At 42.5% G+C, this 27,000-nt stretch carries 21 protein-coding genes; 10 read left to right on the top strand and 11 right to left on the bottom strand.

The genetic code is table 11. The annotated features are described in order from the left end of the window. Position 1: 1 nt before the first annotated feature. From EXT43_RS01740 to EXT43_RS01725, 4 genes are all read left to right on the top strand, one after another. Positions 2–823 carry a class I SAM-dependent methyltransferase gene (locus EXT43_RS01740; RefSeq protein WP_058585847.1) on the top strand — a complete coding sequence of 274 codons (822 nt, stop codon included), beginning with the start codon at positions 2–4 and terminating at the stop codon, positions 821–823. 15 nt (positions 824–838) lie between these two features. Then, positions 839–2,125: a phosphoribosylamine--glycine ligase gene (gene purD, locus EXT43_RS01735; protein ID WP_062566446.1), complete on the top strand. Its 1,287-nt coding sequence runs from the start codon at positions 839–841 to the stop codon at positions 2,123–2,125. Between the two features lie 94 nt (positions 2,126–2,219). Continuing rightward, positions 2,220–4,718 (top strand): EAL domain-containing protein, encoded by a 2,499-nt coding sequence (locus EXT43_RS01730; RefSeq protein ID WP_062566447.1) that lies wholly within the window; start codon positions 2,220–2,222, stop codon positions 4,716–4,718. Positions 4,719–4,764: 46 nt separating this feature from the next. Next, positions 4,765–5,574, top strand: a complete 810-nt coding sequence (locus EXT43_RS01725) for a DUF2797 domain-containing protein (protein WP_130166218.1) — start codon at positions 4,765–4,767, stop codon at positions 5,572–5,574. On the opposite strand, the gene EXT43_RS01720 is transcribed toward EXT43_RS01725, so the two are convergent. Then, the gene (locus EXT43_RS01720; RefSeq protein WP_130166217.1) at positions 5,571–8,075 is read right to left on the bottom strand and encodes an EAL domain-containing protein; all 2,505 of its coding nucleotides are present in this window, start codon (positions 8,073–8,075) and stop codon (positions 5,571–5,573) included. The two genes, EXT43_RS01725 and EXT43_RS01720, sit on opposite strands and share 4 nt — an antisense overlap. A gap of 78 nt (positions 8,076–8,153) precedes the next feature. On the opposite strand from EXT43_RS01720, the gene EXT43_RS01715 reads away from it, so the two are divergent. Next, positions 8,154–8,447 carry a hypothetical protein gene (locus tag EXT43_RS01715; RefSeq protein ID WP_130166216.1) on the top strand — a complete coding sequence of 98 codons (294 nt, stop codon included), beginning with the start codon at positions 8,154–8,156 and terminating at the stop codon, positions 8,445–8,447. Here the strand turns inward: EXT43_RS01715 and EXT43_RS01710 are convergent. The 6 genes from EXT43_RS01710 to EXT43_RS01685 form a co-directional block, all read right to left on the bottom strand. Then, positions 8,444–9,364 carry a histone deacetylase family protein gene (locus EXT43_RS01710; RefSeq protein WP_130166215.1) on the bottom strand — a complete coding sequence of 307 codons (921 nt, stop codon included), beginning with the start codon at positions 9,362–9,364 and terminating at the stop codon, positions 8,444–8,446. The two genes, EXT43_RS01715 and EXT43_RS01710, sit on opposite strands and share 4 nt — an antisense overlap. Before the next feature lie 68 nt (positions 9,365–9,432). After that, positions 9,433–10,980: a serine hydrolase gene (locus EXT43_RS01705; protein ID WP_130166214.1), complete on the bottom strand. Its 1,548-nt coding sequence runs from the start codon at positions 10,978–10,980 to the stop codon at positions 9,433–9,435. Continuing rightward, entirely contained in the window at positions 10,977–11,492 is a 516-nt protein-coding gene (locus EXT43_RS01700) for a gamma-glutamylcyclotransferase family protein (protein WP_130166213.1), read from the bottom strand. Before EXT43_RS01700 ends, EXT43_RS01705 begins: the two co-directional genes overlap by 4 nt. 7 nt (positions 11,493–11,499) lie before the next feature. Next, positions 11,500–12,120, bottom strand: a complete 621-nt coding sequence (locus EXT43_RS01695) for a LysE family transporter (protein ID WP_054560994.1) — start codon at positions 12,118–12,120, stop codon at positions 11,500–11,502. 6 nt (positions 12,121–12,126) lie between these two features. After that, entirely contained in the window at positions 12,127–12,909 is a 783-nt protein-coding gene (locus EXT43_RS01690) for a hypothetical protein (RefSeq protein WP_062566454.1), read from the bottom strand. A 3-nt stretch (positions 12,910–12,912) separates the two neighbouring features. Then, the gene (locus EXT43_RS01685) at positions 12,913–13,383 is read right to left on the bottom strand and encodes a CreA family protein (protein ID WP_055196731.1); all 471 of its coding nucleotides are present in this window, start codon (positions 13,381–13,383) and stop codon (positions 12,913–12,915) included. Positions 13,384–13,486: 103 nt separating this feature from the next. Between EXT43_RS01685 and EXT43_RS01680 the strand changes: the two genes are divergently transcribed. Continuing rightward, positions 13,487–14,074 carry an outer membrane beta-barrel protein gene (locus tag EXT43_RS01680; protein ID WP_130166212.1) on the top strand — a complete coding sequence of 196 codons (588 nt, stop codon included), beginning with the start codon at positions 13,487–13,489 and terminating at the stop codon, positions 14,072–14,074. A gap of 10 nt (positions 14,075–14,084) precedes the next feature. After that, complete coding sequence (locus EXT43_RS01675; RefSeq protein ID WP_054560998.1) at positions 14,085–14,414, top strand: 5-carboxymethyl-2-hydroxymuconate Delta-isomerase; 330 nt, start codon at positions 14,085–14,087, stop codon at positions 14,412–14,414. Here EXT43_RS01675 and EXT43_RS01670 read toward each other — a convergent pair whose 3' ends face one another. After that, positions 14,415–16,544 carry a winged helix-turn-helix domain-containing protein gene (locus EXT43_RS01670; RefSeq protein ID WP_130166211.1) on the bottom strand — a complete coding sequence of 710 codons (2,130 nt, stop codon included), beginning with the start codon at positions 16,542–16,544 and terminating at the stop codon, positions 14,415–14,417. A 329-nt stretch (positions 16,545–16,873) separates the two neighbouring features. Between EXT43_RS01670 and EXT43_RS01665 the strand changes: the two genes are divergently transcribed. Continuing rightward, entirely contained in the window at positions 16,874–19,894 is a 3,021-nt protein-coding gene (locus tag EXT43_RS01665; protein WP_062566457.1) for a TonB-dependent receptor, read from the top strand. A 60-nt stretch (positions 19,895–19,954) separates the two neighbouring features. Here the strand turns inward: EXT43_RS01665 and zapE are convergent, their stop codons facing one another. Next, positions 19,955–21,067: a cell division protein ZapE gene (gene zapE / locus EXT43_RS01660; RefSeq protein WP_062566458.1), complete on the bottom strand. Its 1,113-nt coding sequence runs from the start codon at positions 21,065–21,067 to the stop codon at positions 19,955–19,957. Between the two features lie 58 nt (positions 21,068–21,125). Here zapE and rsuA point away from each other — a divergent pair, with 58 nt between their 5' ends. Both rsuA and EXT43_RS01650 read left to right on the top strand, forming a co-directional pair. Continuing rightward, positions 21,126–21,824, top strand: a complete 699-nt coding sequence (rsuA, locus tag EXT43_RS01655) for a 16S rRNA pseudouridine(516) synthase RsuA (protein WP_062566459.1) — start codon at positions 21,126–21,128, stop codon at positions 21,822–21,824. Positions 21,825–21,978: 154 nt separating this feature from the next. Then, positions 21,979–23,553, top strand: coding sequence for a methyl-accepting chemotaxis protein (locus tag EXT43_RS01650; RefSeq protein WP_062566597.1), 1,575 nt, complete (start codon positions 21,979–21,981; stop codon positions 23,551–23,553). Between the two features lie 61 nt (positions 23,554–23,614). Here the strand turns inward: EXT43_RS01650 and EXT43_RS01645 are convergent, their stop codons facing one another. Further along, a complete protein-coding gene (locus EXT43_RS01645; RefSeq protein ID WP_054551020.1) occupies positions 23,615–24,397 on the bottom strand; it encodes a YggN family protein in 783 nt (260 codons plus the stop codon). Between the two features lie 105 nt (positions 24,398–24,502). After that, a complete protein-coding gene (locus EXT43_RS01640; RefSeq protein ID WP_062566460.1) occupies positions 24,503–26,932 on the bottom strand; it encodes a zinc-dependent metalloprotease in 2,430 nt (809 codons plus the stop codon). Between the last annotated feature and the right edge of the window lie 68 nt (positions 26,933–27,000).

Genomic DNA, 27,000 nt, shown 5'->3' with positions numbered 1-27,000 from the left:
GATGAAATTTGCCGTAAAATCGTTACTCGTTGCCAGCCTTGCACTGACATCAGCACAGGCTTTAAGCCATTCTCATGAATCAGCGCTTACACAAGCTGTGCAATCAAGCGAACGTGATGCTAAAAATAGCGCACGTGATAAATATCGCCATCCAGTTGAGACACTTGAGTTCTTTGGCTTTAAGCCAAACATGACAGTTGTTGAAATTGCACCGGGCGGTGGCTGGTATAGCGAAATTCTTGCGCCAGCTGTAAAAGGCCATGGTGTTTACTACGCGGCACATTTCCCTGCTGATTCTGAGGTGGGTTATTACCAACGTTCATTAGCTGGTTTTAAGAAAAAGATGAGCGATGACGCACGCTTCAGTGAAGTTAAACTAACTGAATTTGCGCCAGTAACACATCTTGATATTGCACCAGCGGGTAGCGCAGATCTTGTCTTAACATTTAGAAATGTACACAACTGGTACATGGGTAAAGATAAAGAAGGCGCGTTAAGTGCGTTTAAAGCATTTTATAAAGCACTTAAACCAGGCGGCACTTTAGGTGTGGTTGAACACCGCCTACCTGAAGCGCGCAGCGATGAAGATCAGAAATCATCAGGTTATATGAAGCAAAGCTATGTAATTGAAATTGCAAAGCAAGCTGGCTTTGAACTAGTGGCAAGCAGTGACATTAATGCAAACCCTCTTGATACAGCGGATCACCCTAAAGGGGTGTGGACACTACCACCGCGTTTAGCACTTGACGAAAAAGATGCTGCTAAATATAAAGCGATTGGTGAAAGTGATCGTATGACGCTGAAGTTTAAAAAACCGCTATAAATAGGATTATACGCCATGAATGTACTTGTCATCGGCAGTGGCGGCCGCGAACACGCTCTTGCGTTTAAGGCTGCACAAAATACTAAAGTAAACACCGTTTTCGTTGCTCCAGGTAACGCAGGTACTGCACTAGAGCCAAAACTTGAAAACGTTGCTATCAACGTTGAAGACCTGGCAGGTTTAGTTACTTTTGCTAAAGAAAACAACGTTGAATTAACCATTGTTGGTCCAGAAGTACCGCTTGTTTTAGGTGTCGTTGATACTTTCCGTGAAAACGGTCTAGCTATCTTTGGCCCAACAGCAGGTGCTGCACAGCTAGAAGGCTCTAAGTCATTCACTAAAGACTTCTTAGCACGTCACGACATTCCAACAGCTGATTACCAAACGTTTGAACAAATCGACCCTGCACTTGCTTACCTAAAAGAAAAAGGTGCGCCAATTGTTGTTAAAGCTGATGGCTTAGCAGCTGGTAAAGGCGTTATCGTTGCGATGACAGAGCTTGAAGCTGAAGAAGCTATCCGCGATATGCTTGCAGGCAACAGCTTCGGTGAAGCGGGTAGCCGTGTAGTTATCGAAGAGTTCTTAGAAGGCGAAGAAGCCTCTTTCATCGTGATGGTTGATGGCAAAAACGTACTGCCATTCGCAACTAGCCAAGACCACAAACGCGCTTACAACGGTGACCAAGGTCCAAACACTGGTGGCATGGGTGCATACTCACCGGCTCCAGTGGTGACTGATGAAATTCACCAACGTATTATGAACGAAGTGATCAACCCAACGGTTGAAGGTATGGCAAAAGAAGGCCACCCTTACACAGGTTTCTTATACGCAGGTTTAATGATCACCGCTGATGGTACGCCAAAAGTAATCGAATACAACTGTCGTTTTGGCGACCCTGAAACACAACCTATGATGCTTCGTCTTAAGTCTGACCTTGTTGAACTTATCGAAGCGGCTAACCGTGAAGAACTAGATAAAACAGCAATCGAGTTCGACCCACGTGCAGCAGTCGGTGTTGTATTAGCAGCTAAAGGCTACCCAGATAGCTACCCGAAAGGTGATGCAATCAGCGGCTTGCAAGTTACTTACCCTGAAGGTGAGAAAGTATTCCACGCAGGGACTAAGCAAGATGGCGAAAACGTTGTAACTGCTGGCGGTCGTGTACTTTGTGCTACGGCACTTGGCAACACAGTAACCGAAGCGCAACAACGTGCTTATAAACTAGTTGATGAAATCAGCTGGGAAGGCATGGAATATCGTACTGATATCGCTTACCGTGCTATTGCTCGCGAACAGAATTAAGGTCAAACCAGTCTAATTCTGAAAAAAGCGCAGTTTATCTGCGCTTTTTTAATGCTACACTGTTAAGAACATTTACCTAGATAAAGAACTAATTTTGAATAATAAAGCACTGAAATATAACTTTGTTTCATTTCTTATTCTGACAATTTTGTTTTTTATCATTGCTACCCTAGCTGCACATTTAGCCAGCCCTACCCGCTACACTATAGATAAAACAGCCCCCATCTACAGTAATACAGCTTATCGAATAGATAGTAGTAAAGCGCTGACTCTCGAGCAGTTTTTAGCTGAACCAGACAAACTTAAACAGCGCCCTTTTAAAGATGTTGAGTGGGATTTAGCGGCGCAAGATTATTGGTTAAAGCTTGATTTAGAAAACCGTCAAGCAAAGCCTGTGGAGCTGGCGATTCACTTTGATAACCCTATGGTTGATTATCTTAGCGTTTATCATGTTGATGATAAGGGGCAGCTTATAGATACAACCGAGCTGGGTGATAAAGTATCTGGTCTTAGTTTGTTTCAGTACAGTACACCGCATAGCATGCTTACAATGCAGGGCTATGAGCAAACATCCCTCATTATAAAAATAGATACGGTGGGTATTAGCAAAACACCTATTAATATTTATGGTGAAAAAGAGTTTCAAGATCTACTACGTTCGCAATCAGGGATTTGGGGGATCTTCATTGGTGTGCTGATCATGGCTGCCCTGTATAACTTGGTATTATTTTTAGGGATCCGTGACCGCGTCTACCTTATTTATATAGGCTACATCATCTCAGCACTGTTACTTATGGGCTCAGTGCTCGGCTTTGGTTTTTACTTATGGCCGTTATCGTGGCAAATCTTTTTTAATGAGCAAGTGGTGTTCAGTAACTACGCGATTGCATTTTTCACCGTGGCGTTTTGCACTATGTTCTTACGCTACCATAAAGACAATTGCCGCTTATACAAGCTCAGTATCAGCTTTTTAGCCCTGCTGTTTAGCCTCAGTCTTATCAGCTTTTTTATGCTGGAATACCATTCTTCAAAAATCTTTTTTGCCATCATGGTGCCGTTATACATTCTATGTATTTGCATGATTTACAAAAAGTTGGTGAGCGGTTTTCGGTGGGCAAAATTTTATGTCATGTCGTGGGTGCCACTGATTGTAGGCGCTGCCATTCAGCCTTTAGAACTAACGGGCTTTATTCCTTATAGCTTTGCAGTTAGGCACATATTTTTAGTCGCTATTCTCTGTGAGATTGTGCTCATGGCAATGGCGTTGGCAGATCGCGTTCGTTATCAACGTGAAAAAGCGCTGTATCATGCAACCCATACCCAACAAACTGAGCTACTCAACCAAGCAATGCTCAAACAAGCCTATATGGCGATTACCTCGGAGCATAGACTCGCTAACCTTTGCTTAGTGAAAATCGAGCAATTTAATGCCCTAATGAGCATTCTAAAGCCAAGCCAAAGCAGCCAAATAATTATCACTGTGGCTCAATCTTTAGAGCATCAAATTAATAAGAATAGGCAATTTATTAATTTAGAGTCAGCGCTAGATAACAGTCCAAAAGTGGCTGACTTAGGCAATGGTGTACTGGCTTTTATTTCTACCAAAATTCAATCACAAGCAGAGCTTCACCAAGAGCTTAGCAACTTATGCAAACAGCTGCCTAAGCAATATAAAGTGGCAGGCTTAGACCTGCAGCTTTACTACCGCTATAGCATTACTGAGCCAGTGAGTGATGATGGCTTTGATATTTGGCTACAACGTGGCTACTTAGGGTTGTCACAAAAGCAGCAAAACATCGACTTTAACACACCGCATATCGATATGGATGTCAGCCTTGCCGCTGAGTTACAACAAGCAATGCGAAGCAATACCTTAGCCATTTACTTACAGCCCATTATTAATTTACGCAATGGTGCTATCTGTGGCGCAGAGGCATTGTTACGCTGGCCTACAGCGGGTAAATACCTGGACATTGAGCAACTCATTTTATTGGCTGAACGTACTGGTTTAATTAACGAGTTGAGCTTATGGGTGATTGATCAGGCTTGCCTAGCTGCTGCCCAGCTTAATCGACAAGGCTATCGCGAGCATACCATTAGCGTTAATTTAAGTGCCAAGAATCTAGCTATCCCTAAGCTTGTCGAAAAAGTCGAAAACACCATTTTAAAGCATGGCATTACTGCGGATCAGTTAAAGTTTGAATTGACTGAATTTGCGCTTATCAAAAACCATGATGAAATGGTCAGCTTTATCAGCGAACTTAATAAACTCGGTAGCAAGGTGGTACTCGATGATTTTGGTACCGGTTACTCATCGTTAAACTACTTAGTAAATTATTCATTTAGCACGATTAAAGTCGATAAGAGCTTTATTCTTGATTTAGTGAATAACACCACCAACCAGGTAGTGGTAAAAACGGCTATTGATATGGCTCATAACCTTGATATGAATATCACTATCGAAGGCATTGAAGACCAAGAAACAGAAAAAATGCTGATCAAGATGGGCGCAGATCAAGGGCAAGGCTATTATTACAGCAAAGCGGTACCGATTAATGAGTATCTAAGCTTTATTGCCTCACAATTTAAATAGGCCGTGTTACACTGCCCTTTTTAACATCTTTAGGGGCCATGTAAAGATGCAAGGTACGATCAGAAAGTTAAAGTCGACACTGACCTCTCCTGTCGAATATCAATTACCTATCGGTGATGAGCTAGTTTCATTAAATGACTATATTGGTAAGCCGCTCACGCTGACTTTCACAGGCAATATTTTTTGCTGTAACTGTGGTAAGAAAACCAAGAAAAGCTACTCTCAAGGCCACTGTTTTGTCTGTATGCGCAAACTGGCTAGCTGTGACATGTGTATCATGAAACCTGAAACGTGCCACTTTGATAAGGGCACCTGTCGTGAGCCACAGTGGGGTGAAGAAAACTGCATGATCCCGCATTACGTGTATTTAGCCAACACTTCAGGCCTAAAAGTAGGTATTACCCGCCATACTCAAATTCCTACACGCTGGATTGACCAAGGTGCGACGCAAGCTTTACCTATCTTCAAAGTACAAACCCGTCTTCAATCGGGTTTAGTTGAGGTTGCCTTAGCCGAATTTATTGCTGATAAAACCAATTGGCGAAACATGCTAAAAGGTCAATCTGAAGCGATTGATTTAAAAGCTGCTGCCAGAGAGTTGATCCCACAAATTGATGCTAAGTTAAGTGAACTTGCAGAGCTATTTGGCGCAACAGCCATTGAAAAGCTCGATGAAGATGTAGTTGAGCTAGACTACCCAGTAAGTGAATACCCAAGCAAAATCAGTTCTTTCAATTTTGATAAAGCACCAGAAGTATCGGGTATTTTAAAAGGCATTAAAGGCCAGTACTTAATTTTTGATACTGGCGTCATTAATATTCGTAAGTTCACTTCTTACGAAATTAGCCTAGCTTAGGCACTTTTTTCGGTATTGAGATAAAAATCATACCATTGCTGCTTCGCTATTGGGCGGCAAAAGTAATAGCCTTGAATGGTATCGCAGTTAAGTGAACGTAAGTAATTTAACTGCTCTACCTTCTCTACCCCTTCTGCGACAACATGAATACTCAAGCTTTTCGCAAGGCTAATAATCGCCGTAACAATTTCACTATTTCCGTATTCATCTGGCACTTTTGCGATAAAGCTGGCATCTATTTTTAACGTATCAATTGGCAGTTTAGTTAAGTAACTTAAAGCCGAATAGCCCGTGCCAAAGTCATCTAACGTAATATGCACACCTAGCTTTTTAAGCGCGAGTAACTCTTGTTTAGCTTCACTAAAGTGGCTGATAAAACAGCTTTCAGTAAGCTCTACTTCAAGCTTGTATGGGTCTACATCGTAACGCTCAAGTAAGCGCTCAACATTCGATGCTAGTTGCCCCTGACGTAAGTGATTTGCCGAAATATTAATTGCTAAGCGCCCTGCCTCAATGCCTTGTTGCTGCCATTTTTCTAACTCTTTACAAGCTTGCTCGATGACCCATAAATCAAGTTTCACAATTAGGCCTAGTTCTTCAGCAAGGGGAATAAATTTAGCGGGTGATATCACCCCAAGGTTTGGCTCATGCCAACGTAAGAGAGCCTCTACCCCTAAAATTTTGCCTGAATTTAACTCCTGCTTAGGTTGGAAATAAAGCTCAAACTCATCGCTTTCGATAGCGTTTTGTAATCGGCTCATCATTGCCAATCGCTCTAGAGAGCGTGCATTCATCGCAGGTTTGAATAATTGAAATGAATTACGCCCCACTTCTTTAGCACGGTACATAGCAATATCTGCATGCTTAAGCAGTGTAGCACTATCTACGCCATCATCAGGGTAAACTGCAGCGCCAATAGAAGCTGTAATTGCAACCACATGCTCGTTAATAGCAAGCGGCATACTCACTTGCTGCAATACTTGTTCGGCAAAGTTGAGCAGTGTTTCAACCCGATTTACTTCGCATAATAAAACAAACTCATCGCCACCTAAGCGCGCAAGAGTATCCCCTTCAGGTAGAATTGATAAAATACGCTCTGCCACTTGCTGCAATAAGTTATCACCAGCGTCATGCCCTAAGCTGTCGTTAACCTCTTTGAAGCGGTCTAAGTCGATAAACATCACCGCTAATAGATCATGGTTTCGTTTGGCAGAACTCAGTGCAATAGAGAGTCTGTCATGAAATAAGCGTCGATTAGGCAGGCCGGTTAGCTCATCGTAATAGGCAAGCTGGGCAATTTTTTCTTCTGCACGTTTACGCTCTGTAATGTCGCTAAAAATTGCCGCATAAAGTACTTCATCAAAGTTAGGGTCTTTAATTTGGATAATGGTGAGCCACTCTACAAACTCTTCACCATCTTTTTTGCAATTGCAGATCTCCCCTTGCCAGACCCCTTCGTATTCAATGGCATGCCACATTTTTTGATAAAACGAACGGCTATGTTTTGTAGAGCTTAAAATATTGGGACGCTTACCGATTACCTCATGCTCAGCAAAGCCGGTCAGTTTAGTAAAAGCAGGGTTAACTTGAATAATAGTGCCGTCTTTACGGGTTAACATAATGCCATCAAGTGAGGCATCAATAATTTTATTTGCTAAAAACAAGTTACGTTGTGATTTTTGCAAGGCAATATCACGCTGCTCAATAGCACGCTCAAGCTCGCAGCAATAAGCTGACTCAATCTCTGTGATCAAATCAGCAAATGAAATCACCCCGCAAATTTCATCATCTCTGACCACTAAATGACGCACATTACGCTCTGTCATAGTGCGATACGCATCGAATAAACTGCTTTCACAATCAATTTCAATTAACGGGTAGCTAGCATATTGCCAACAAGGATTTAGCCACTCGGTTTGAATGATCAGCTCAACAATATCACGCTGAGTAATAATACCGTGCAGTTCAAGCTCTCGGTTATAAACCAGTACACTATCAAGGCGGCCTGCGCGCATCAGTTGCACAACCTCTTCTATCGGGGTTTGCGCATCAACTATCTCTAGGTCAGTGCGATACTGCTCATGAATAGGCCGAAATTGTAAGTAGTGGTCCAAACCTTGGTTATGCACAATATCAGATAAGTTCAACATACCCGCAGGCTGATTTTCGCTATCCATTACCAATAAATGACGAATGCCATGCTGTTGAAAACGCAGGGTTGCATCACTGACTGAGCATTGATTTGGCACTGTAATAACAGGCGCCGACATGACCTCGTGAATGGCAAGGTTCTTATAGAGCGGGCTGCTGATGTCAATTTTCAAACAATCAGCTTCCGTCCAAATACCAACAACAGACTGCTCATGCTTAATAAAAATAGCCGTCACATTGTGAACATGCATCAACCTCACCGCATCGACCAAAGGCGTATGCGCAGGACACGATACCAACTTTTGCGAAAAGACATCACTCACCTTTTGATGTCGTCTTGGTTGATTCATAAGTCGACTTTCCTAGTTCTTACATGAATTGGCAATTATAATCATTTCAACCTATGCAACTTTGACACAGGACAATAAATGCACTCATCATTTCCTAAGATTATTTTTTCAGACCATGAATTAGCATTAGTTGAAGACGAAGCCGATATAGAAAGCTTTTTATATGGCTTAAGTGAAGAGCAGCAACAAGAAGCGATGCTACTTTTGGCAACAGGGCACTATGTCAACTTGCAAGGAGAAAGCGTGAAAGCATTAACTGATTTAGAGCTTGCTAATAGAGTGACTGATCACCTAGCACAAGAGGGAGTATGCTGTTTAAGTAAGGTTACTCGGCTTACACCAACGCAAGCCTTTGCGATGCTGGCAGATTAAGGCGCATCCACCAGCGCTTTAATGTGCGCAACGGCACTACGGCCAAGGGCTGATAAAGCATAACCCCCTTCAAGATAAGAGATAATCCCTTTGCAATCTTGCTGCTGACAAAATTCAGCTAATTGCGTGGTTAGCCATGCGTAATCATCTTCAACAAACTTCAGGCTTGCCATGTCATCTTCGAGGTGAGCATCAAAACCTGCACTAATAAACAACAGTTCAGGTTTAAATTCATTGAGTTTTGGTAGCCACTGCTCAAGGTAAACAGCTTTTAAGTCATTACCATCACTGGCAATTGGCAGCGGTGAGTTAACTAAAGTCGCGTTATTTTCAACCGCAGTATTTGGGTAAAAAGGGTGTTGAAACAAAGAGCAAAACAACACATTGTCATCATCTAAAAAGATATCTTGCGTGCCATTACCGTGGTGTACATCAAAGTCCAAAATAGCGATACGTTTAACACCTTTGCTTTGCGCGTATTTCACGGCAATGGCTAGGTTATTAAAAACGCAAAACCCTGCAGAGGTGCTACGGTTTGCATGATGCCCTGGTGGTCTAACCGAGCAAAATGCGGCATCCAGTTTATCAGCAAGGATTTCATCAACGGCGAGTAATCCAGCACCAACGGCTCGTTCAATTGCTTTCATTGAATCTGGGCACAACCAAGTGTCACCGTCTAATTCAGCAAGTCCTTCAGCGGGAATTGTTTGCTCTACATGGCTTACCAAAGGTTCATCATGAGCACGTAAAAAGTCGTCGCGGCTGGCTTTAGGAGCTTGTAAGTGAGTAATTGCTATATCAACACCACTTGCTAGCAAGCGGTCGGTGATCACATCTAAACGCGCGGGGCATTCGGGGTGATCCTCAATCATTTTATGTTTACGACAAAATGGATGTGAGATAACTGCCGTTCTCATAATACGCTCCTTGAATTATTTTCCCCCAGTATAACAAAGCCACCTAATGGTGGCTTTGCGACTTTGGTTTACTTTTTAGCGCGTAAATCTAAATTCCTAAAGTCAAAACTAAAGTCTGTCACCGCCGTTGAGACAGCGCGCATTTTTGCACTACTCACGCGGTTATCTGGGCTCATTTGAAACTCAATGTAAGCATCTGCTTCGAGTAACTTTTCATCCCACTTCACAATAAACGTATTGCCTGTGTAATGCTCAAGCTGGCCTTTCAAACGCTTTGTATGAGTAAAATCAATACGTAGCTGACCATTTAACTCCTCGATTACCACATCACCATACCAGTTATCGTGCAGAGTACCTGTGTAATTGATGTTTGGTAGTTTCGCTTGATAATCAGCAGGTGTTTCTGGTTTTGCGTTTGCGTAAGCTTCTTTTTTACCTTCAAAATGCTTTTTAGCAAGATCTTCAACCCAGTCTTTATCTTCAAGATTTAATGCATCTTCTAATACTTCGTAAGTCACCGCAGAGAGCGCGCTGAATGCTTGCTGGTTACTCAAAATAACAATACCGAGGTTTTTCTCTGGTAATAATGTCACTTGAGACACCATGCCTAAGATACCACCACCATGGCCTAGCTTTTTAATGCCGTGGAAATCTTCAATGCTCCAGCCTAAACCATAACCTCTAAATTGTTGGTGGTAAGCTTCATAAGCACTTTTTGATGCTATTGAGGTAATGTGCGGGTGCCACATTTGTTGCTGCTGCTTTTCAGTAAATAACTGCTGGCCATTTGGCATTTTGCCATGTGCAAGCTGCGTGCGTAGCCATTGGCTCATATCGCTTACGCTTGATGCAATCGCACCAGCGCCACGGAAATCTTCAAGGTAGTTCACAAAAAATGGGTGTAGTTGGCCATCCATTGGAATATGACCCGTCGCCCAGTTTTTATTGCTACTAGGAATACGTGAAAAACCTGCGCGTGAGTTTTTCATATCAAGTGGCTGAAGAATATTTTTCTCGATGTAATCATTCCAGCTCATGCCAGATACACGGGCTACCACTTCACCTGCAGTCACAAACATTAAGTTGTTATAGGCATATTTACTACGAAAGCTACTCGCTGGTTTTAAGTATTTTAGCCCTGCGATAATTTCATCAATCGATTTGTCAGTATCTGGCCAAATCATTAAATCGCCTTGCCCTAAACCCAAACCGCTACGGTGGCTTAATAAATCGCGAATGGTCATTTCACGTGTTACGTAAGGGTCATACAGACGAAACTCAGGAAGATGATCAATTACTTTGTCATCCCAGCTAAGCTTACCTTCATCAATTAATTTAGCTAACGCTGCTGCGGTAAATGCTTTGGTGTTTGACGCGATACCGAATAAGGTGTCTTTATTTACTTTTTTACCGGTATCAAGGTGAGATACACCAAAACCTTTTGCTAACACGACCTGATCATTTTCAACAATCGCTACAGCCATACCCGGTACGTCAAAACGTGCCATTGACGTTTCGATTACTTTTTCAATTTTTTTAGTATCAATATCGGCATAACTGTAAAACGAACAGCTCGATAACAGCGCCGCTGCAACGGCTAATTTACGAAATATCATAATATCCCTTGGTGATTTTTATTGTTGTGAATAGCGAACTCTTTCGCTGCCCGAGTTTTATCTGGATCATCGCAACTTGGTCTTGCGAGTATTGCTTCACTGTAATGATTTGGTACACCTGCTTCAAGCGCTCCGCGATGAACATGCTGAAGATACCAGTCGAATGGCAGTAAAGACTCATCTAAGGTGTTAGCGATATAACAATGGGCAGCAAGTTGCTCGCCATCTAGTAGTTCAACGGTGATATCTACACAGTCATAACGCGGCCCTTCGATATCATCAAGAATCGACTTTTCAGCTTCGTTTAACTGATACACAACACCATATACCAAGGCATCTGCCTGATCTGTTTTGCGCACGCTACACTTTGCAGAGCCGTCGGTACTTACCATATCAAACGTCAGTTCATAGCCTTTTAAAATAGCTGTGCCTACCCGCTTTGCTTCAGGTAACCTTGCCAGCAATCTGCTCGATGACATATTTGAACCAAATGAAAAGTTATATAGCGCCATACTTACCTCACACAACAACGCGAATAGCTAAGGCAATTAAGATCACGCCAATGCCTCTATCAAACCAGTATCCGCTTTTTAAGAAAAATGCTCGCACTGATGCTTTTGATAACACCAATGATAAAAATGAAAACCATAGCCAAGTCGCCATTGCCATATACACGCCATAACCAGCCTGCACTACAACAGGTGTTTCAGGGCTTATTACAAGAGTAAACAACGACATAAAAAACAGTGTTGCTTTGGGATTAAGGGCATTGGTAAAAAAACCGCGTCGAAATGCTTTATACACAGATTCAGGCTCAGCAGGGGCAAGGGTTTGCTGTTTACTATCGCTAGGTTTTGCGCTTCGTAAAGCTTGCACACCCAAGTATGCCAAATAAGCCCCTGCAAGGTATTTTAAAGCCATAAATAAGCTAGGTGACTGGGATAGAATTAATGCCACACCTAATACACAATAAGCAATATGCAGCAAAATAGCCGCACCAACCCCAGCACTGGTCCAAAGCGCATTTTTACGACCTTGTTGAATACTTTGCTTGAGTACAATTGCAAAGTCAGGACCTGGGCTTGCTACCGCAAAAAAGTGAGCTATGGCTATCAATAAAAACTCATCTAAATACTGCACTCAATATTACCCTACTGCTTGTTCATCTAATGCTAATAACAACGGATTTGCACTGTCACTCACCAATGCTTTAATTTGCTTTTGCGCTTTTTTATATTGGCTGCGTAAATGGGGTTTTAAAAACTTCTTCGACTGATTGTCCCCTTTAAAATGCGTAACCAGCGCATGCATAAATAGCGTTTGTGGCTCAGTCAGCGCTGCTTGGCGATTGGCATAAGGGTTATAACCGCAGCCGCAGCCACCTTTAAATTGATACACCGTATTACTCATCATCACCCCAAAGCCTAAATAGCATGCCAACGCATCGCTTGCTTGCGGTAAGTACTCTTTACCGCCAGGAGGTAAGACACCCACATGGTGAATCAAAATGGTCGCTAAGGTACCAGCAAAACTTGCCACTAAATCTTGCGGTTGATTGATTTGGTTCGGGTTAAACGAGATATTCACCGGATGATTTGCCGGCAAAATTAAGCTCGCCTCGCTACCGCGTAAATTGTCTTGAAATTCAAAATGCGGAAACACCTGCGGTGTAAGCCCAGATGGCGCAACTAAGTTAATTGGCCACGCCTGCATCCCCGCATAATCAACAACTCGGCTAAATACCTTTTCAGCCATTTCATTGACGCTCGACACCCTATCCGGAAAGAACTGCCCGTTAGGTAAAATGATTTGTGTGTGTTTTAAAAAATATTCACTATCAAAGTGTTCAACAGCCCATAAAAAGGTATCGATTAACCACTGCTGCTCTTGCTCATCAACAAGTGGGGCTGACTTAAATAACGCTAACATAAATTACTCTTGTGATTGTGCCCATTGCCATGCATCCGTATTGTAAAGAGGCACAGTTGATAAAGCATGATGATGGCTACCGCTCGACTCTTTCGTTGAATAAGACAAATATAAAAGTGTGCGTGTTGGCGCATCATAAATACGACGTACTTTTAACGATTTAAACAAAATACTTTTCGATGATTTAAATACCACTTCGCCCGATTTACTGCGATCAATTTGTTGTAATTGGTCAGCGGTAATGGGGCCTGTTTGACGACAGGCAATAGACATATCGGATGGATCAGCAAAATCAAGGTTCGCTTCAATATGGCTAATGTGACAAGTTACACCGCTGATCAGCGGGTCTTGTTGTGATACCACTTTAATATCTTTGGTCGTAAATAACCCCAAACTCACCGAAGCAGCATCATCCGAGCAACCGCTCAACAAAATTAGTGGCGCAGTAAGTGCAGCTAATTTTAGTAACTTCATCCTAGTGTTCCTTATTAAAAAGCGATAGTTGTCCGTTTACAACGATTTGCTTGCTATGTTTCAATACTATCTCAAAATATCTTCAACAACGAGCACCTAAACAATGAAAAAATCGCTTGGTTTACTGTGTTTAATGTTCTTAAGTAGTACAGCTCACGCTGACTACTCTATTAGCGCTGGTTTCGGCAAAAACTTTACTAACTCGGTGCAAACCGAAGAAAACCTAAAAATTGAGCTTGAGGATGACAGCCATTTTACTGTCAGCCTAGATAGAACCATTGATAATGCTCGCTATGGGTTCTTTTATTCAGCAACCGAGCTTGATATGAAAGACCAAACCAACAAGCAAGTCGAGATGCAATACCTGCTATTTCAAAGTGCCGTAGAAGTGCCATTAGCTGACCGTATAGTTGGTTTTGTTGGTGCCCAAATTGGCGCAAACCACGTCAACACTGACTTTGCCGACTCTGATACATATTTTACCTCTGGCCTTTATGCTGGCGCAGATTATTTATTTACTGAACAAGCACGGGTTTATGTTGAAACTCGCTGGCTGGCAACTATTGTAAATAATGCAAGTAACGTATCGTGCACATTGCCAACATCAGAAGACGACCAATGTCTATGGCACTTTGATGGTGATGTGTTAAACCAATTTCAGACAAACATCGGTTTTAGTTACCGCTTTTAAGGAAGACCCCATGCCGCACATTGTTATAGAACACTCAGAAGACTTGCCAATTCTGCCACAAGTGTTAGTTGAAAAAGTTCACCAAGCCGTTTTTGACTCAGGCTTATTTGAGCTTTCGACCATAAAGACTCGTGCAATTGCTTATCAGCATTACGAATTAGGTGAAGGCAAAGATGGCTTTATTCACATCGGCGCATCAATCATGGCAGGCAGAACCATAGAGCAAAAGCAAATGCTCAGTGAGCAATTATTAAGTTGCTTAAGAACATACTGCCGCCGCTCGTATAGCTTAAGCGTTAATATTTACGATATGGATGCTGATATTTACCGTAAGTGTTAATTACTTTGGCAAATAGGCTGCCGGTAAGCGCTTGATTTCTATCTCAGGCGATAAGTACGCAGTGTAAACTAGCCAACGCTCATTGGGTATGTAGGTCAAACCCGATGAGCGACTATAAGCTCGCTCCGGTAAGGCAATTAAATCATGATGCTGCTTACTTGCTAAGTCATAGTAGCTAATACGGTAATCACCTAAGCGTTCTTTATAATAATAAATACGCCCCTCATGATACGCGTTCTTTGCCACCAGCAACCATGCATAACTGCGCGCCAACTTAACATCGTTCACCAGCATTTCTTCAACACCCGTATCATGATGTTTTATCCAAATAGCATGGCGCGAGTTGGTAAATAAAATATCGCCTGATTGTGTTTCAACGCCATACTGCGCAGGCACTTCAACAGCTTTACCTAGGCTTTTACCTGTTAAGTCATAACGATATAAGTAGTCACCATCAGAAACTAAAATATGCTGGCTATCAGCGCTAAACTTGGGTTTAATTGCATGACTAAATGGCAGTTTGATTTGCTGACTTTGCTCTACTTTGAAATCATAAATATATAAGCGGGTACTGCCATTGTCATACAATGAAAACAAAATATAGCGTCCATCGGCTGACCAGGTTGGATCACGAACTTCCCCCGTGTTATGTGCAAAGTCAGTAAGCTGCTTTCGCGAGCTGCTATCAGGGTTAACAATCCAAAGCTGTGAACTGCCAGATTCATTGGACACATACAGTAGTTTATTTTGCTGCTGATTATATTCAGGGAATAGCGAGCTAAAATTGGTCGACAACATAGAAAACGGCGAGTTGGCCACTTGTTCGTCTATTTTCAGACGCGTGATCACCTTATCTAAATCCCACTGATGGTAATAAACACTACCATCACTACTGTAATTAGGTGAACTCATGCCCGCAATTTGCGTGTTGATTAGGGTTTGATTCTTAATGTCAAAGAAGTAGCCATAACGTTTACCGCCCTCAACTGCACTAAACGCCAATTGCTCTTTAGACGGATGCCAATCTACACCATGAATATCAACAAAATCATGAGTTAGCCGTTGGCTTTGCCCTGTTTTTACATCTATTAAAAACAGCGCTTTTTGGTTGTTTTTAACATTACGCGTAACCACAACTCGCTGTGCATCTGGCGAAAACGACACTGACTCATACACAGTTTCGCAGTCATCATTACAAGGAATAACTGTTTCTTTTGTTTGTTTTGCCTGTAAATCGAGCAGTTTGATACGAGTGACATAATCACCTGTCTTGCTTGTATGATCAACAATGTAGGCCAAGGTTTTACCATCACTACTGATATCAAGATCAGGCGCATAGTTATTACTGCACTCCCCTAGCACGACACTGGTGGCATTTACCAAAGAGAGTTTTACAATTTCACAAACATCTGACGCCATACGGTAATAATATAATGTGTTTGCATCTGGGCTAAACACAGAGCGCCCTTCTGTAAAAGGTGAGTCCGTTAATTGCTTTGCTGGGTGCTCTGGAAAATGTAAATCACGTAAATATAGGTTATTTGGTTTACCAAGCTGTCGCCATGAATACACCAAATAGTGCTGATCATCAGAAATTGAAGGATAAATCTCACGACCAGGGCTTGCCGTCACGCTTTCGATACTATTAAGCGGTAGCACAAAGCTTGAGTTAGTTTGCTTTACAGGCGAAGAGAACAACCAATACATCACAACCAAGCTAATGACACACAAAGCCACAAACAGCTGGCGTATTTGCGCAGTAGTGATACTAAAACCCACTGGGTTTTCTTTATCGGCTGTATCTATTGGCTCGGGCTTTAATAAAACGCGATAACCCGTTTTACGCAGTGTCTCTATGTAAGTTTGTTCTGGATCGAGTTCCTTAAATGCTTTTCGTAAATGCCAAATTGCATTTGTTAAGGCTTTTTCACCCACGTAAAAATTGCCCTCCCAAACACTATTGATGAGCTCTTCACGGGTGATGGGTTCGGGGTAACGCGCAACTAAGCAAGCTAACAACTCAATAAACTTAGGCTGCAAAAGCTGTTCACTACCATTGCAGATCAGTTTATTTTCGAGTGGGTTAACAATACATGAGCCCAGCTGATAAACGCGATTAGATGTTTCCATTTACTCTAAATAAAACCCCATTTTAGAAGTACAGCAGTATAAAGCCCTATCAATTTATCGTAAAAGCAGCCCTTTCACCAGCTTTAACGTTGCAAAACAGTTAACAATGAACATTTCTTAACTCGCTGATTTTAAATAAATAGATATTCAATAGATATAAAATAGAGACATAAACGAGCCACCTAAGATTGTAGTTAGGTTCACATTTCTATAAAAATTTTTACGTCAATACCGACCAACCAGAGTGTTGCTCACTGTAAATTTTAACTGCCCTTAAAAGAGCATCACTCTGGTTCTAAAAACTAAAAATAAAACAACTAGGAACGCCTGTGAGAAATCTACTAACCAAACCTTGTGCTATTGCACTTGCTGTTGCCAGTGGTTTTAGCCAACATGCATTTGCCAATGAGGCTGAGATTGCCCGCCCTGCCAACACCACTCCAGCAGCTAATGAACAAACTGAAGAGCCGGAAAAAATCGTTGTTACGGGTTCTCGTATTAAACGCGATAGCTTTTCAATTCCAACACCGCTGGTCACAATGGACCGCGAAGCCATTGCCGATACAGGTTTAACCAACTTATCAGACATTTTGGTTGATAACATGCCAGCTCTTAGCGAGAGCATAGGTAATACCACCAGCCAATCAAGTGTTTCAGCGACCGGTTTATCGACAGTACAGCTTCGAGATTTAGGCGCTAACCGTACCCTAACATTGATTGATGGTCGTCGTGTTGTTTCAAACAGCTACAGTGGCAACTATGTCAGTTTAAATACCATTCCGAGCGGTATGGTTGAGCGCGTTGAAATAATCAGTGGTGGTGCATCTGCAACCTATGGTGCCGATGCTGTAGCAGGTGTGGTGAATATTATCACCCAATCCAAAAAAGAAGGCTTTGATTTTAAAGCGAACACAGGTGAAACCACCGATGGCGGCGGTAAAGAATTTACCCTTGATTTAAACTACGGTACCTCGTTTGCTGAAGATCGCGGTTACGCCTATTTCAGTGCCAACTGGGACCGTGATTTCGGTATGACTTTTTACGATCGTAAACGCGCACAAATCGAAGATTCTTACCGCTACGACGATGAGCAAATGTGTAATCAGATGCTCACAAAAGACGGTTATCAATGTATGCGTGACATCACACAAGCTGATTGGGTTAGCAAAAGTGATGGTATTCCTGGCGGTGTGTTCTTAGAAAACAGCCGTAACGACACGCAATTTTGGTATGACGGCCAAACTCTACGTGATGACTGGAAAGGCAACGAAGAAATTTACGGTGTGAATTCTAGGCAATACGTGATGCTTGATGTACCAAGCGATAACGTATCTGCTGCAGTTAAAATTGATTACGATTTAACTGACGATGTAATGTTCTACGCGCAAGTTCAATACAGTGAAAGTGGTTCTTTTAACAATAAGTCGCCTGAAGATGAATACGAAGGTGCGTATGTACCGCGTTATGACCCGACCACTGGCGAGCCCCTTGCAGATGTAGCACCGGGTTATATCCCTATCGACAACCCATATGTTCCGCAAGAAATCCTCGATGCCAACCCATACAAAGATCGTATTTATTGGGATCGCCGCTTCAGTGAAGTGGGGAATATTAGCACTGATAATACCCGTAAAACGATTCGTAGTTGGGCAGGTCTCCAAGGCACATTATTTAACGACGAGTGGGACTGGGATGTATCTGCAAGTTATGGTCGTTTTACCCAACACCAAATTCGTAGCAATGAATTAAATACTGTAAAACTTAATCAAGCTTTGCAAGCAGAAGAATTAGCGGATGGCACCATTCAATGTATTGATGAAGCAGCTCGCGCTGAAGGCTGTGTGCCAATTAACTTATTTGGTGAGGGCTCTATCACCGAAGAAATGGCTGCTTGGATCCGTACCAACCCAATTATTGATACCGAAATAGAACAATACGGTGTAGTTGGCTACGTTGCGGGTGATTTATTTGAATTACCAGCAGGCTCAGTATCCGCAGTATTTGGTGGTGAATACCGTAAAGACAGCCAAGACCTATCAACCAGCGACGACATGAAGGCAGGCGGTATTACCTTCAACTATGTACCAAATTTTTATGGTGAAGTTGAGGTCTATGAAGCCTTTGCAGAGCTTGCGATCCCACTTTTAAAAGATGCTCCTTTAGCAAAAAATTTAAGCGCAGAAACTTCATTACGTTTAGCTAACTACAGCATGGAAAACGTCAACACTGTTGCCAGCTACAAGCTAGGTGTATTTTGGGAACCAATCGAAGGCTATGCATTTAGAGCAAACTACGCTCGCGCTCAACGTGCTCCCACAATCACTGAGCTTATGTCACCACCGCGTGGCGATTACGACAGCTATGATGATATTTGTGACGGTTTAACAGCAACATCAACTAAAGCAGGTCACGATAACTGCCGCAAAGAACCTACGTTAGCTGCGCAACTTGCTGCTGATCCTAACTTTGAATTTAGCGATGAGAACAACAGTTACTCTCCAGGGGCAGGTAACGAAAATCTAAAAGAAGAAACCGCTGATACTTATACCTTTGGTGTGACAGTGGCTCCTGCCTTTTTAGAAAACTTTAATCTTGCTGTTGATTACTACGATATTGCTATTGTTGATGCGATTTCGCAGATCAGCAATGAAAACATCATGCGTGAATGTTACGACTCAGAAGCAGCATGGGGTGAAGACAACGTATTTTGTAATGATATTACCCGTAATAGCGAAGGTAACATTATCAAAATTCTTCAGCGTCAATATAACCTCGATGAGCTAACTGCACGTGGTTATGATGTGGTTGCACAGTACAAATTAGACTTAGATAACCTAGGTCAGTTATCGTTTAAACTAGATTACAACCATGTAATCGAAAACTCGCAAACTTATGAAGGCCTTGATGGCAGCTTAGTAACCAGTCACTACGCAGGTTACGGCAGCAGCAAAGATAAAGCCTCAATGTCACTTACATGGCGTAACGATAACTTGCGTATTCGCTGGCGTACAAATTACTTAGGCTCGTTTAAAGCAAGCCAGAGTCTTGAAGAAGATTATCAAGAGTATGTTGCCGAAAATGATGCCCGCTGTGAGGCTGGTGAAGATACTTGTATCAGTAATCCAGAAAAACTTGCCTACCAAGATTATGGTTCGTTCTTAAAGCACAGCCTTTCAGCGTCTTACACCATGTCACTTGGTGAACAGAGCCAATTGCGCGTATTCGGTGGTGTGAATAACGTGTTTGATAATAAAGGTGACTTTTATCCATATGGCCGTGGTAATTACTACAGCGCATACGGCGGTGGTGCTGGTCGCTACGTGTATGTAGGTGCTCAATATAGCTTTTAACCGTTTCATATGAAGATCCCCAGCTAGGCTGACATCAAAGGCGCATTTTTATTGCGCCTTTTATCTTTTCCAGCTTTGCATCCCAACTAACCGAGACTCGGTACGCGCATATTCAAATGCCAGTTTTTGGCCTTGATATAAATCGCTAATACCCACATCGGCCGAAATCACCAGTAATCGGCTGCGATCATAAAACTCATCAACTAAAGCAATAAAGCGCCGCGCTTCATCATCTAAAAAATGTTCTTGTAAATCCTGCTTTTCTCGCTGATAACTATCTTCAATGCCATGCACAATTTGTTTACCTGTTGCTCCGCGCCCCATCACCGGCACATTGAGTAAATAAACGCGCTGAAAACGCTCTGCCAAATAAATATAATCCGCGGTGCTTCTAGGTCCTGAGCAAAGCGTCATAAAATCAAACATAATGGCGTCTTGAGCTTGCATTACACAGCTAAGCTCGCGGTGGCAAACCGCTATCGTTGTTTGCCTTTGTATAGCTTGCTCGTGCTTTAAAAAGCGCTCTGTTAGCGCCTTTTTGTTACCAATAAAATAATGTGCGGTTTGTTTGCCAAAGCGAAAGCGATGATCGGTATCGCCTTCAACACTTAAAACATGGCAATGCTCATTTAATAAATCGATAGTGGGTAAAAATCGTGCTCGCTGTAAACCATTACGATATAACTGCTCCGGTTGGCAGTTTGACGTTGCCACTAACACTACTTGCTGCTCAAACAAGGCTTTAAATAAGCCACCTAAGATCATGGCATCACCAATATCAGATACAAAAAACTCATCAAAACAAATCAAGCGAATGTGCTCTGCCCACTCTTTAGCAATCACCGTCAGCGGATTTTTCTGCCCTTGCAGCTGAGTTAAGCGCTCATGCACTTGCTTCATAAAATGATGAAAGTGCAAACGCTGTTTAGCTTCAGTGTTAACAAGCTTGAAAAACACGTCCATTAACATAGATTTACCACGCCCTACTGGGCCATATAAATAAACCCCTTTTATTGGCTTAGCGCCTTGCCACCAATGGCTTGGTGCAGCTAATTCTGTGGCTAGATTATCGAGAGCATTAATCGCTGTGCGCTGGGCACGGTCTTCTTGCAAATCACCTTTGGCTATTTGCGCTTGGTAATGCTGTAATATTTGTCCTTGCTGTACTGTCATAGGTAACTAGTATCCGCTATACTCGCCGCCATTGTAGCCGACTAAAAATGTGATCCCAATGAAATTTCCATGCCGTTTAGATAAATTTATTAGCCATATTGCCGAGTTACCTCGCAGCAAAACCAAAGCAGGTATCAAACGTAAATACGCCACTGTGAATGGCGAGGTGATCACCTCATTTGATTATTCAATCAGCCAAGATGATGACGTGCGCTGGCAAGGCGAGCCACTGGTATTTTTAGGTAAGCGCTACTTCATGCTCCATAAGCCTGCTGGCTATGTATGTGCCAATAAAGATGACCTTCACCCGACTGTATTCGATTTACTTGATGAACCAAATATGAGCGACTTTCATGTTGCAGGCCGTTTAGATATCGATACTACAGGGTTAGTAATCATCACCAATGATGGCGACTGGTCACACAAAATTACTGCACCAAAGCATAACAAATTCAAAACGTATTTAGTTGAAACTCAAGAACCTATTGATGAAGAAGCCATTGCAGCGTTAGAGCAAGGGGTGCAATTGCACAACGAAAAAGAGCTAACTCGCCCTGCGGTTGTTGAAAAACTTGCAAGCTACAGCTTACGCCTTTCAATTTGCGAAGGTAAATACCACCAAGTTAAGCGAATGCTTGCGGCTGTAGGTAATAAAGTTGTTGAATTACATCGTGAAAAAATAGCTGACATCACCCTCGACGAAAGCCTTGCAAGCGGTGAATATCGTGCCCTTACAGAAGCCGAACTGAAGCTCTAAATAGGTACTTGAGCAAAAGTCATGATAACGCTGTCATTTTTCCTTAATAAAACCAGACAAACGTGGTAAAAGTTAACAGGGGAAATAATAAAGGAGGCTGACTGTGTTATCAGGATTAGCTTTAAAAACAAAAATCACCTTATTTGCTATCGCTATGTTTATTGCGTTATCTGCGATAGCGTTACTTGGCTTACAATCTTTACGCCATGCCAGCGAAAGCGACAACATCGCGCGTATCAACCAGCTCATGAAGAGCACCACCAATATTGTTGAGCAATTTGAGTTGATGGTTAAAAGCAATCAACTCGAAGAAGCACAAGCAAAGAAGCTTGCTATTCAGGTACTTCGAGAAAATAAATACCACGACTCAGAATATGTGTATGTCGTCGACAACAACTTAGATTTTGTCGCCACTCCGCACGACCCAGAGCTACACGGCACCAGCTTTAACGATTTTAAAGATGCCAGCGGCAACAGTATCGGCCGTATGGTCGAAAATCTCGTGGGTAACACGACCAATAAAATCATCACCTATCACTGGGATTCAGTGCGAGATGGTGAAACCGTTGATTTAACCTCTGTAGTACAAAAAACACCGCTGTTTGGCTGGTATGTTGGTACAGGCATTAGCGCCAAAGAAGTTGATGAACGTTATTGGAATACTGCAAAGTGGTTGCTGGGCTTATCTATGCTTATTGCCATTGCACTGACCTTTGCTATTGCTCGCTTTGGCTCATCGCTCACTAATGCCTTAGGCGGCGAAATTGATGAAGTAATCGGTATTGTAAAAAACGTCTCTCGCGGCAACTTAAACTCATATATTCGCCAAGATGCTCCACCTGAGAGCATTATTGCTGCCATGCATTACATGCAGCAAGGTTTACGTGGCGTTGTTGGCGGCATTAAAGGCGTTACAGATAGCTTAAAAAATCAAAGTGTTGATAACGAGTCTCGCTCTGTTGAGCTCGATAAACTCACTCGTAGCCTAAACGAAGAAACTCAAATGGTAGCTTCAGCAATTACCGAGTTAACAGCCTCAGCGCAAACCGTTGTTGAACATGCTGAACAAGCCGCTTACTCAGTGCAAGAAGCTGAGCAACAAGGTCAAAGCGCCAGCCACTTAACCAGCGAGGCTGCTGATACCATCGCGCTTTTAGAGCAGCAAATTGACAGCGCTGGTAATAATATTCAAGTGCTAGATGATGAGGTAAATAACATCGCAAATGTGCTCAGTGTTATTCAAGGTATTGCCGAACAAACTAACTTACTTGCGCTTAACGCAGCGATAGAAGCTGCCCGTGCAGGTGAGCAAGGACGAGGCTTTGCTGTTGTTGCTGATGAAGTTCGCGGGCTTGCTCAGCGCACACAAACCAGTACTGAAGAAATCCGCAATATGATTGGCAAACTACAAGCTGCAACCCAAGATGCCAAATCATCTGTTTCGCTTAGTATTAGTACCAGTGAACAAACCGTTGAAAAGTCGACTAAAGCCAATGAAGAGCTAAAACGCGTTGCCAGTTCACTCAGCGCCATCGCGCAAATGAGCCATCAGATAGCCATTGCTGCAAAAGAGCAGCTTGATGCCGGTGAAGACACTGCCAAACGTATCGTAACTATCTCAGACACGGCTTCACAAACGGCTGATGTATCAAATCAGGCCCATACAGCAACCGATTTGATCAAAGGTCTTACTAGCAATTTAGAAACTGAAACCGCTAAATTCAGTTAATTTAAATCAACTAAAACGAAAAAGCCCAGCAACTGCTGGGCTTTTTCGTTTTAAATTCGCATTAAGACTTTATTTGTACCAAATCAAAATCGGCCATACCAGGCACCATTTGTTGTAATCGTGATTCGGTGACATCTAATGAGTTCAAACACTCACAATACTCAGAGGCTTTCATCTCTAATTGCTCTGCTTTCTTTTGTAGTGATTTATCAATTTCTTTTGAGATGATATCCATACGCTGCCCCATATCATTGATACGGTCTTCGATGTTACCTTCGCGCGATTTAAAAGCATCGCCTAACGAGACTAAAATAGCGCCAAGTGAGCCATGCACTGCAGAGTGAATTTTTTGGCTGATTTCTTTGGTAAAAAAGTCATCTATTTTCGACAGCGACTGCGGAGCAATAAAGAAGAAGTCATCACCACGCTTAAATTTATCCATCAGCGCACGCTCAACATATTGCAGCTGAGTTTTTAGTACTTCGGGCTCTTTGTCTGACATGCCCTCAACAACTTGCTCGATGGCACTTAAGCCAAGGTTTACACCATCGGTCGCCAAGTCAACAAGTTCAGGGACTGTTTGCCTGATACCGCGGCTGAACTGCTCTACAACTTTGCTTTCATCTGGGCTTAAATCAACCCAATAACCTCTTATAAACAATTGGTTATCGTTATTGATCTGTACGCGAGTTTGACCTTTATCAACAATACGAATGACATCATCAGTGATTATTAAGCCATGGCTTAGCTCTACATCGCATTGTTTTTTTTCTAGGGTTGCGTAGCTGGAAAAGCTAGAGAATGTAATGGCCGCTGCTAACAACGAGCGAGAAAAGAACGCCATATACACCTCAAAAAGACAAAAAAGGAAGGCCGCTAGATTAGCAAATATCCAATTTTATGCAAGTAAAACGCCTAGCTATGCTAGGCGTCTTAAAAGAAAGGTGGATTAAATTGGTGAACCCGGTGGCATTGGCAACACTTTAAAGTTTGCAGGCCATTCACCGCTTTCTAAAAACAAGCTGATTTGCTCGCTTAAGTATTGCTTAAATGCACTGTTACCAACGGATGCACTGCCTAGCATTGATTCTTGTTGGTAACTCTTTGCAAGTTTAGCTAAGTAGTAACGAAGCTGTGCTTGTACTTCGGGTGCCACCTCATTGCTTGCCACTAAGTCAGCAAACTGTTTCGCCGTTAAAAGCTGCACACGTTGGCTAATTTTACCTGCCATCCCTGAAGCAATTTTTTGCTCAAAAACTTGCTGATAAGTTTGTGCTAATAGCGCATCTAAACCATAAAATGCATCGCTTCGTGCTTGCTGCTGCGCCAAACGGTTAATGCGTTGGCTATTGAAAAGTAGGCTCAAGCTATGTGCTGCAGCAACCTCAGGCAGCGCCATAGCATCAAGCGTTAGTCCTGTGCGACCAACAATACTTTCGCGTGATTTAGATTCTCCATATGCTTTTGGTGGAATCAGCGCTAATATTGACTCAGGTAAAACAAGGTTTTCGGCTTTTAGCGTTGCAAGTAAGGCATCCACTGCTGCTTGTTGCGTTTGCTTTGCCACAACCTGTGCCCCTTTTGGTTGTGAGCCATCACGTACTTCGTACTCATAATTCACACCAGCAATTAGTTTAACCGCAGCTTCTACTTGATAGCGATGGAACAAATAAAGTGGCACCAGTATTTCTTCTAGTTGTGATAAAGCAGTGCCTGTTTTGATGTTTTCGATACCAAAGCTCGTCAGCGCTTGTTTGCGAACATCAAGTACACGCATTAGCTCATCACTTGGTGAACTGCCGTTATCCCATAAATGCCCTGTTGGGTGAGCACCACCTTGAGCGCGGGCATCACTGTCTGAAATAAATTCCAGCCCTTTGCTTTTGTTTTCAGCTAAAATTGCGGCCAATTGCTGTGCTTCATTTTGATTGGTGAAGTCGCTATAACCGTATTTGACCACTTGGGTATCCCACACGCCCATGCCAGTAGCATAGCCTCGACTTACATCTAATTTACCTTGCTCATTAAAGCTCAGTAGTGGGTGTGGATAATCCATCACAGAGGCTCTGTCTGCCACTGACGCTGCAAAGTTATGCGAAATACCTAAAGTATGCCCGACTTCATGGGCACTTAATTGACGAATACGATCAAGTGCCATGGCTTGTAAACGCTTAGCCACTTCATTGCCTTCAAAATAGGGAGCTGCTAATGCTTCCGCAATTAGGATGTCTTGACGAACACGCAGTGAACCCAGTGTCACATGACCTTTGATGATTTCACCTGTTCGAGGGTCAATCACTGAGCTGCCATACGACCAACCACGGGTTGCACGGTGCACCCATTGAATTACGTTGTAGCGGATATCCATAGGGTCTGCATCATCAGGGAGCACTTTAACAATAAATGCGTTCTTATAACCTGCTGCATTAAAGGCATCATTCCACCATTTAGCACCATCAAGTAACGCTGTTTTAACTGGCTCTGGGACACCCGGATCTAAGTAATAAACAATCGGCTCAACGGGCTCGCTGATTGGCAGGCTCGGATCTTTTTTCGCTAAACGATGACGCGGGATGTAACGCACATACATAGACTCACCCAGCGCTGCCGCATAATCTTTGTGCTCAATGCTCCAAAAACCTGCTTGGGGGTGGAATTTGCGAGGGGTGTAGTTATCGTCCGGTAACTCAATTAATGAGTGATGCATATGCACTGTCAGTGCATAAGGGTCTGCACTCACTTGGCGTACATACTTACCTGGGTTATTACCTTGAAAAGTAAGCACGGCTTCTAATTCAGTATTTTTTTCAAACGCTTTTGAGCGTGCTAAATATACCGCACTGCGGTTGCTATCTAAGTTAAAACTTCCCTGCCCGGTTGCTGATAAACGACGGCTTACACCATGAACATCGCTTAATAAATAAGGGGTGTAATCCACAAGTACCGCAGTGTCTGACTGAGCTACAACACTAAAGCCCGCTAAAATACTTGATGCGAACGCCTCTTTAATACTTTGTTGTTCCGCAAGGTTATTAGTATTAGCACGGTAATAAGTATTAATAGCTCTTAACATCACTTTATCGCCAAAACGCTCAAATTGAACTAAGTGAGTATCGCCTAACTGACCGCGATCTAAGCCAATATCATTTGAACCAACACCGTAAGGTAAGCTTTGTTGTAATAAAAATTGTTGCTCGAGTTTATCCACCTCAAGATACAATTTGCCGTTTTCTGTGTCGTAGTAAAATGAAAAATAGCCTGAAAAATGAGTCATTTTTTCAGTAAAATCATTTATAGACTTAATTGCTGCGTGTGCTTGAGTTATCATAGTAAGTAGCACAGCTAAGAGCAGATATCGTAGTAATGGTATTTTTTGCATAATCTTATCTTTGTTATTCGCGTTTTAAATACTGTATAGGTATTAAGCAGTATAAAGTACCGCCAAGA

The sequence above is a fragment of the Pseudoalteromonas sp. CO109Y genome (assembly GCF_004208935.1).
Taxonomy (GTDB): Bacteria; Pseudomonadota; Gammaproteobacteria; order Enterobacterales; family Alteromonadaceae; genus Pseudoalteromonas; species Pseudoalteromonas shioyasakiensis.
This window is presented reverse-complemented; position numbering and strand designations above follow the sequence as displayed.